Below are 8,474 nucleotides of genomic sequence, written 5' to 3'. Positions count from 1 at the left end.
ATACTATCATTCTTCCAGGAAAACGGGTTTCTTTATGCATTCATTTTTGGATATTTATGAGTTTTGCAACACCCTCACATTAGTTTAGACAAGCCTTAATAATAGTTTATTAAAATGAAAGTGTATTCATTCATTATATTCACTGTGTATAAAGTTATAATGATATGAACATTTGTATATTTTAATTTAGTGATAGAAATTTCGTGAAAGGTGGGATATTCTAGTCATAGGTTAACCGGACGACATCATAGGATCCTAACAAAATGTTTACAATAATTCAATTATAAAATGGAGGATTTTATATGAAAAAGAAAGTACTTGCTTTAGCGGCAGCTATTACATTAGTTGCTCCATTACAAAGTGTTGCATTTGCTCATGAAAATGATGGGGGACAGAGATTTGGAGTTATTCCGCGCTGGTCTGCTGAAGATAAACATAAAGAAGGCGTGAATTCTCATTTATGGATTGTAAACCGTGCAATTGATATTATGTCTCGTAATACAACACTTGTAAAACAAGATCGAGTTGCACTATTAAATGAATGGCGTACTGAGTTAGAGAACGGTATTTATGCTGCTGACTATGAAAATCCTTATTATGATAATAGCACATTTGCTTCACATTTCTATGACCCTGACAATGGGAAAACTTATATTCCGTATGCAAAGCAGGCAAAGGAAACTGGAGCTAAATATTTTAAATTAGCTGGTGAGTCTTACAAAAATAAAGATATGAAACAAGCATTCTTCTATTTAGGATTATCTCTTCATTATTTAGGGGATGTAAACCAACCGATGCATGCGGCAAACTTTACGAACCTTTCGTATCCACAAGGATTCCATTCTAAATATGAAAACTTTGTAGATACGATAAAAGATAATTATAAAGTAACGGATGGAAATGGATATTGGAACTGGAAAGGTACAAATCCAGAAGATTGGATTCATGGAGCGGCAGTAGTTGCGAAACAAGATTACGCTGGCATTGTAAATGATAATACGAAAGATTGGTTCGTAAGAGCAGCTGTATCACAAGAATATGCAGATAAATGGCGCGCTGAAGTTACACCAATGACAGGTAAGCGTTTAATGGATGCACAACGTGTTACTGCTGGATACATTCAGCTTTGGTTTGATACGTACGGAAATCGTTAAGTATTTGAAAAAGGTCAAATCTCAGAATAGAGTATTTGGCCTTTTTATGACTATACAATACATGGAGGTATGAAACGTGAAAGGTAAATTGCTAAAAGGTGTACTTAGCTTAGGGGTTGGTTTAGGAGCTTTATATAGCGGAACTTCAGCTCAAGCAGAAGCATCTACAAATCAAAATGATACATTAAAAGTGATGACGCATAATGTATATATGCTATCAACAAACTTATATCCAAACTGGGGACAAACCGAGCGTGCTGATTTAATCGGGGCGGCAGATTATATAAAGAATCAAGATGTTGTTATATTAAATGAAGTGTTTGATAATAGTACCTCAGATCGTTTATTAGGCAATTTGAAGAAAGAATATCCAAATCAAACAGCAGTATTAGGTCGTAGTAGTGGAAGCAAATGGGATAAAACGTTAGGGAACTATTCATCTTCAACTCCTGAAGATGGTGGCGTTGCGATTGTGAGCAAATGGCCAATCGCTGAAAAGATTCAATATGTATTTGCAAAAGGATGCGGGCCAGATAATTTATCGAATAAAGGATTTGGATACACGAAAATTAAGAAAAATGATCGTTTCGTTCACGTGATTGGGACGCATTTGCAGGCTGAGGATAGTATGTGCGGAAAAACTTCACCAGCATCTGTACGTACGAACCAATTAAAAGAAATTCAAGATTTTATTAAAAATAAAAATATACCAAATAATGAGTATGTGTTAATTGGTGGTGATATGAACGTAAATAAGATAAATGCAGAGAACAATAATGATTCAGAGTATGCATCTATGTTTAAAACATTGAACGCTTCTGTACCATCTTATACTGGACATACAGCGACTTGGGATGCAACGACAAACAGTATTGCAAAATATAATTTCCCTGATAGTCCTGCCGAATATTTAGATTATATTATTGCAAGCAAAGACCATGCGAACCCATCGTATATAGAGAATAAGGTGTTACAGCCGAAATCTCCACAATGGACTGTTACATCGTGGTTCCAAAAATATACGTATAATGATTACTCTGATCATTATCCAGTAGAGGCGACTATTTCTATGAAGTAGTTTCAAAAAGTTTCTTCGTAAAGAAGAAACTTTTTTTATTTGCAAACAGGAAAATCATACTTTCTTTCCAATATGTATAAGACATATTGAAAAGAGGAGAGAAAAATGTGGATCGAGGAATTTTTAAAGAAGTTCCATTACCGTGTGCATTTTTGGATGAAGTGGCTTTAGATAGAAATATTCAATCGACTATAGAGTTAAGTGGAAATAAGAAGATTCGTATAGCGAGTAAATCGTTACGTTCTGTTCCGATTATGCAAAAGATTTTAGCTGCAAATGATCGATTTCAAGGTATTATGTGCTTTTCACCTAGAGAGGTTTTATTTTTAATAGAACAAGGATTTAATGATTTATTGCTCGGATATCCTGCTTATGATGAAAGAGCTTTGTGTGAAATTAGTTTGCTAACAAAGAAAGGTTTCATTATAACTTGTATGGTGGATTGTGAAGAGCATATTGTGTATTTAGAAAAAATTGCTGAGAAATCTAAAGGGTGTTTTCGTGTTTGTTTGGATATTGATATGAGTAGTCGTTTCTTTCAATTTCATTTTGGTGTACAAAGATCCCCAGTAAAAAATGTGCAGGATGCGTTGAAAGTAGTAGAAAAGGTGAGAAGGTCATCATATTTAATGTTAGATGGTGTGATGGGTTATGAAGCTCAAATTGCTGGGGTGGGAGACCATATACCGAATCAATGGCTGAAAAGTAAAGTGATTTCGTATTTAAAGCAGAAATCAGTGCTAGAAGTGAAAGAAAGAAGAGAATATATTGTAAAAGCAATACAAAAACTTGGTATTGAGCTAAGGTTTGTAAATGGAGGCGGAACAGGAAGCATAAAAACAACTGAGAAAGATAATTCAGTTTCAGAGATTACAATAGGTTCTGCTTTTTATTCTCCGAAGCTGTTTGATTATTATAAAGAGGTGAAATTTCATCCAGCGGTCGGATTTGCTTTACCAGTTGTGCGTAAACCAGTCCCGTTTATTTACACTTGCCTAGGTGGTGGATATATTGCTTCAGGAGCAGTTGGAAAAGATAAAGAGCCTGAAGTTTGGAGACCGAAGGGTGCAAAACTATTAGCTTTAGAAGGTGCTGGCGAGGTACAAACGCCAATTTTTTATAGCGGCGAGGAACGAGTGGATATAGGAGAGTCCATTTTGTTTCGTCATAGTAAGGCTGGTAAATTATGTGAGCGCTTTCCTTTTTTGTATCGTGTTAAAAAAGGAGAGATTGTTGGGGAGTATTCAACATATCGGGGGGATGGCCAATGCTTTCTATAAAGGGACAAAAGTGGAGGAATTGGACAGGGAATGTAGAAGGAACGCCGCATTATACGATGTATCCAGAAAGTATACAAGATGTAGTAGAAGTAGTGGGGCTTGCACGAAAAAAGGGGCAGAAAATTCGTGTTGTTGGTTCAGGACACTCGTTTACACCCCTTGTGCAAACGGAAGAAGTTTTAGTTTCTTTAGATGAATTGAAGGGCATTGTGAATATTGATGAAGAAAAGATGGTCGCTGAAGTGTGGGCAGGAACAAAGTTATATGATTTAGGGAAGTTACTTGAGGAAAAAGGTTATGCGCAAGAAAATTTAGGGGATATTGATTCGCAATCTATTGCAGGAGCGATTAGTACGGGGACTCATGGAACGGGTATTACCTTTGGGAGCTTATCAACACAAGTTATAGAGATTACGGCAGTTTTATCTAATGGTGAGAGTATAGTTTGTTCGGAAGCTGAGAACGTAGAATATTGGAGAGCGTTTCAGTTGTCACTTGGAATGTTAGGTATCATTGTAAAGATAAAATTGAAGGTTATTCCAGCGTATTCACTCGTTTATAAAAGTGAAAAACAGTCATTATCTACTGTAATGAACAAACTAGAAGAGTATAAGAAGCATCGTCACTTTGAATTTTTCGTTTTTCCTTATTCTGATGAAGTACAAGTAAAACTTACGAACGAAACAACGAATCAAGGCAGTGATTTGAAATGGCATAAACTAAAGGTGGAGTTACTTGAAAATAGGATGTTCTCTTTACTATCTAAAGGGTGTAAATGGTTTCCTTCTATAAGTAAAGGAGTGAGTCGATTATCAGCTAAGGCTGTACCAAACACAAAAATAATTGGCCCGAGCTATGAAGTATTTGCTACATCACGTACGGTACCATTTTATGAAATGGAGTATAGCATTCCTTCAAAGTATATGAGGACTGTGGTAGAAGAAATCTCAAATATTATTGAAAAGAAAAAGTATAAGGTGCACTTCCCGATCGAATGCCGCTATGTGAAAGGTGATGATATATGGCTTAGTCCAGCCTATGGAAGAGATTCAGCGTATATCGCTGTTCATATGTATAAAGGTATGAAATATGCTGCTTACTTTGGCGAAGTGGAAAAAATTTTTCTAAAGTATGAAGGGCGTCCGCATTGGGGGAAAATGCATACATTATCGTATGAGCAATTACAAGATATATATCCAGAGTTTCATTCGTTTTTACAGGCGAGGAAGTCTCTAGATGAACTTGGAATGTTTTTTAATCCTTATGCAGAAAAATTATTTATCCCGCTATTTGCCGGGCAGTAAGACCCCCACTGATTAAAGTTTCACATTATGTATATAAAAAAGCTGACAAATAATTATTTGTCAGCTTTTTTTAGTGTAATTGCATTTCTTGTATGACTAATATGTTCATAAAAAAGTAGTTTATCACGGCTAAATACATGCAGTAAAACATGAATAATAAATAGGCCGTTAATGATAAATAGGAATAACAATGTAACGAGTAATACTAAAGGCTCTGTATGATTTAACATAGAGCTACTAGAAAGAATGTAATTGATTCCGCCTAACGCAAAATAAAATATACCGTAGCGAATAAATAGTTCTTTTAATGTAATACGATCTGATTTTCCTTTCAGGTGAATGCGAAGCAATGCTTTCCCAATTGTTTTTCCATTCGTAAAGTATGGAATAATAATAAAGTAAATAAGGATTGAACACGTAATGAAAATGAGTTCATACATATTGGTGTAAGATTGCATATTAGAAACGAAGAAAGAATTTCCTTTGTTTTTAACGACAGGTACAACGATAGATAAGAAAATCCAATCAATTTGCATCGCGATAAGGCGACGAATGAATCCGACTGGTTTCGTTTCCAAATCAATATGACTATCTAACTCATTTGTCTTCGGAAGGAAGTACGTAAATATTGGTGCAATGATAAAACCAATTACGCCACCTAATGTATTTAAAAACAAATCATCGATATCAAATAATCGGTATGCACAATTGTATATACCGTATAATCCAGTCACTTGTGTTAGCTCGAAAAATAGTGAAAGGAAAAAGGAAATGCAAATTGTTTGTAAGAAACTACGTCGGAAATAATAACGTAAGTAAATACCGAATGGAACAGTTAATAGAACATTAAATGCAACTTGTAAAAACGCAGACTCTTTTAATAAGTAGAAATAAGTAGCTGGTTTCGTTAAAACTGCCGATGTATGACTACTAATCTCTTGTATGAAATAAAATGGTGAGAGTTGCATGTGTTGTGTATTAGCCGGTTGTAGGCTACAAGTATCAAACGTTTGTGGTAACGGCAAAATAACAAGAAAATAGGCATTTAATAAGTAAAGTAATAATGAGTATAAAATAAATGAGCGCCATTTATTTAAATAACCGTATTTTCGATAATTAAATATTAAAAAAGGGATTAAAAGAAACATTGCTAAAAAGGGAAATAAAATAAACGCTGTTTTCACTGGAAATAAATATGCAGTCAAAGTAAAACTCCTTTCAATAAAAATTCGTTTATCATTATAGCGCTAAAAATATTTAAATACAAAGTTAAAATCTTTCGAAATAGAAATAATTACTAATTTTATAGGAATTAAGTTATAATAAATTTAATATGAGGATATTATGATTATGTAAGTTGAGAGAGGGTACAAGAGATGCGATATGAACTTTTTTCTGTAAGTGGGGATCATATTACGACTTTTGAAAGTGCATGGCGTTTTCAGGAGGGAGAACAGATTTTTGTTCATGATGATCAAACAAAAAGAAACTTTATTATTATTCGTCTGACGCATGATGTATTTCAACAAAATAAACATGTTATTCGTTTGTATTGTCAAGAGAAGAAAGTGTATGCATAAGAGAAGCCCTCTTACAGTATGAAAAGTAAGAGGGGCCTTATCTCGTTATTTGTGAACAGCCCGATTGATGAGAGCTGATTAAAGTTTCACTTTATCATTTTGCCCCTCGTAAGGAATAAAAAGAGGAGGGTTAATGTACATAGCTAGCATTTGATTTGGAAGAAAGGATATAGCCTTGTATTTTGCGCTTCAAAGTTACATGGCTTTCTCTTTGAGAAAGCCATGTATGGTAATCTTGTTGTGTTTTCCATAACATACGAATCATATATTCTGTCTTATCATTTGTACGATGAACATGTGAAAACTCTATGTTAATACAACCGTTCGTTCCGGGAGAAGGATAATATTGTTTAAGCCCATAAAGAAGCTCACATTCATATCCGTACTTAATATGAATGAGTTTAGTAACAATAAACATATAAACACCTCTTTTACGATAATAGTAGGAAAGATAGCTTTACTATAATAGTGAACTTAAATAATATTATACTATTCAGAAAATTCAAAGTAAATGATAGATTTTAACTTAATAAAGGTATAAAAAAGCGAGTCATCTAGTGTAATAGAATGACTCGCTTTCAATTTGTAAGTTTCATTTTATAAGAAAATAAGAGTAAGTACACCTACGATAATACAATAGAAAGAGAAATATTTTAAATTTCCTTTTGCCATAATGTTCATAAACCATTTTAGTGAAATATACGTCATGATAAATGTTGCGATGAATGCAACAACATATGGCACGAATAATGTGTCTAGATTTGGATCATTTGCAATGTCTGTAATGCTTAACAATAAGCCACCTAAGCTAACAGGAATGTATAGTAAGAATGAAAAGCGAAGAGCTGTTTCTTGCTTCATACCAAGTAACATTGCTGCTACGATTGTGGCACCAGATCGGCTTATTCCGGGAATCAGTGCGCAAGCTTGTGCTAATCCGACGATGATTGCATCTTTCATAGAAAGGTCGCCATCATTTTTACGACCGCGTAAATTTCTAATAATCCAAAGGCCGACAGCAGTAATAAGAAGGGAAATCCCAACCATCTTCACACCTTTTAAGTACTGATCGATGTAATCTTTAAATAAAACACCAATAACACCTGCTGGAATGGTTGCAATAACAAGATAAATAATAAAGAAGAAATCTGATTTTGCGTCTTCTGCTCTTGTAAATATATAAGAGAGACCATTCTTCGTTAGACGAATTAAATCATTTCTATAAATAAGTAATACAGCTAATAATGAAGCTGAATTAACAAGTAGTTCGAAGCTAAACCCTTCTATTTTTAGTCCTAGCAAATGTTGTGCTAAAACGAGATGACCACTTGAAGAAATCGGAATTGGTTCTGTTAGTCCTTGGAACAGACCGAGAATTAAATATTTTAAAACGTAGTAAAATTGTTCCATAATAACCTCCTTGTTTATTAGTTGAAAGAAACAACTTTTCCATTATAACAAAGATATGGATGAATATTGAAAAGAAATAAATATTCGAAATAAAATAAAAATCCCTTATAGCAGTATAAGGGATTTTTATTTTTAATTAAGAATTTACTGTTCCTTGAAGACTTTTAGACAATTGAACATCGACTTTTTCAGCATCATGAATATGATTCATAATAGTAGTATTTAATTTTTGGAACATTTGTTGTGTGTTAGCGAATTCTCGTAATATGTCATCATTACAAGATTTTTGGTTTTCAATAGCCTTAATAACATTTGTAGCACCATTTTGTAACGTTTGAATCATAACTAAAATATTTTCAATTCTAGCATTTGTATCGGCGCTCATTTCTACACCTTCATCGACTAAATGTAAATTATCTTTTGTGTTATCGTATGCTTTTTCAATTTCTTCTTGAATTTTTTTCGTTAAGTTGCCTATGTTTTTTGTACTTTCTGCTGTACTTTCTGCTAGTTTTCTTACTTCATTGGCAACGACAGCGAATCCTTTACCGTGTTCTCCAGCACGTGCGGCTTCAATACTCGCATTTAAAGCAAGTAAATTTGTTTGTGCTGCAATGTTTTGAATGACTTCTACAATTTGCTCGATTTCCTTTGAGCGTTCGCTTAGA

Annotated in this window: 8 protein-coding genes and 1 pseudogene; 5 read left to right on the top strand and 4 right to left on the bottom strand. The window is 34.0% G+C overall.

Features of this window, described 5'->3' with window-relative positions; genetic code table 11:
- Nucleotides 1-302: 302 nt before the first annotated feature.
- The 4 genes from cerA to ACQRBL_RS28130 all read left to right on the top strand — a co-directional run bounded on the left by cerA (nucleotide 303) and on the right by ACQRBL_RS28130 (nucleotide 4,816).
- Complete coding sequence (gene cerA, locus ACQRBL_RS28145) at nucleotides 303-1,154, top strand: phospholipase CerA (RefSeq protein ID WP_000730997.1); 852 nt, start codon at nucleotides 303-305, stop codon at nucleotides 1,152-1,154.
- A 76-nt stretch (nucleotides 1,155-1,230) separates the two neighbouring features.
- Entirely contained in the window at nucleotides 1,231-2,232 is a 1,002-nt protein-coding gene (gene sph / locus ACQRBL_RS28140) for a sphingomyelinase C (RefSeq protein ID WP_411996467.1), read from the top strand.
- Between the two features lie 107 nt (nucleotides 2,233-2,339).
- Nucleotides 2,340-3,512 carry an amino acid deaminase/aldolase gene (locus ACQRBL_RS28135; RefSeq protein ID WP_411996466.1) on the top strand — a complete coding sequence of 391 codons (1,173 nt, stop codon included), beginning with the start codon at nucleotides 2,340-2,342 and terminating at the stop codon, nucleotides 3,510-3,512.
- Entirely contained in the window at nucleotides 3,500-4,816 is a 1,317-nt protein-coding gene (locus ACQRBL_RS28130; RefSeq protein WP_000948955.1) for a D-arabinono-1,4-lactone oxidase, read from the top strand. Before ACQRBL_RS28135 ends, ACQRBL_RS28130 begins: the two co-directional genes overlap by 13 nt.
- Before the next feature lie 53 nt (nucleotides 4,817-4,869).
- Here the strand turns inward: ACQRBL_RS28130 and ACQRBL_RS28125 are convergent, their stop codons facing one another.
- The gene (locus tag ACQRBL_RS28125) at nucleotides 4,870-6,021 is read right to left on the bottom strand and encodes a VanZ family protein (RefSeq protein ID WP_000128017.1); all 1,152 of its coding nucleotides are present in this window, start codon (nucleotides 6,019-6,021) and stop codon (nucleotides 4,870-4,872) included.
- A 171-nt stretch (nucleotides 6,022-6,192) separates the two neighbouring features.
- Here ACQRBL_RS28125 and ACQRBL_RS28120 point away from each other — a divergent pair, with 171 nt between their 5' ends.
- Nucleotides 6,193-6,396 (top strand): hypothetical protein, encoded by a 204-nt coding sequence (locus ACQRBL_RS28120; protein WP_001268332.1) that lies wholly within the window; start codon nucleotides 6,193-6,195, stop codon nucleotides 6,394-6,396.
- Between the two features lie 130 nt (nucleotides 6,397-6,526).
- Here ACQRBL_RS28120 and ACQRBL_RS28115 read toward each other — a convergent pair whose 3' ends face one another.
- The 3 genes and pseudogenes from ACQRBL_RS28115 to ACQRBL_RS28105 all read right to left on the bottom strand — a co-directional run.
- On the bottom strand, nucleotides 6,527-6,814 hold the full coding sequence (locus ACQRBL_RS28115) for an antibiotic biosynthesis monooxygenase (RefSeq protein ID WP_097822397.1): 288 nt from the start codon (nucleotides 6,812-6,814) through the stop codon (nucleotides 6,527-6,529).
- Between the two features lie 179 nt (nucleotides 6,815-6,993).
- On the bottom strand, nucleotides 6,994-7,806 hold the full coding sequence (locus ACQRBL_RS28110; RefSeq protein ID WP_000434794.1) for an undecaprenyl-diphosphate phosphatase: 813 nt from the start codon (nucleotides 7,804-7,806) through the stop codon (nucleotides 6,994-6,996).
- A 136-nt stretch (nucleotides 7,807-7,942) separates the two neighbouring features.
- A pseudogene (locus ACQRBL_RS28105) lies at nucleotides 7,943-8,473 on the bottom strand (methyl-accepting chemotaxis protein); the annotation flags it as partial.
- Between the last annotated feature and the right edge of the window lies 1 nt (nucleotide 8,474).

Source organism: Bacillus sp. AF62, assembly GCF_050312695.1.
Lineage (GTDB): Bacteria > Bacillota > Bacilli > Bacillales > Bacillaceae_G > Bacillus_A > Bacillus_A cereus.
This window is presented reverse-complemented; position numbering and strand designations above follow the sequence as displayed.

Excerpts from the sequence above, each read along its gene's own strand:
- cerA (WP_000730997.1), top strand. The coding sequence starts at position 303 with ATGAAAAAGAAAGTACTTGCTTTAGCGGCAGCTATTACATTAGTTGCT.
- ACQRBL_RS28130 (WP_000948955.1), top strand. The coding sequence starts at position 3,500 with ATGCTTTCTATAAAGGGACAAAAGTGGAGGAATTGGACAGGGAATGTA.
- ACQRBL_RS28120 (WP_001268332.1), top strand. The coding sequence starts at position 6,193 with ATGCGATATGAACTTTTTTCTGTAAGTGGGGATCATATTACGACTTTT.
- ACQRBL_RS28115 (WP_097822397.1), bottom strand. The coding sequence starts at position 6,814 with ATGTTTATTGTTACTAAACTCATTCATATTAAGTACGGATATGAATGT.
- ACQRBL_RS28110 (WP_000434794.1), bottom strand. The coding sequence starts at position 7,806 with ATGGAACAATTTTACTACGTTTTAAAATATTTAATTCTCGGTCTGTTC.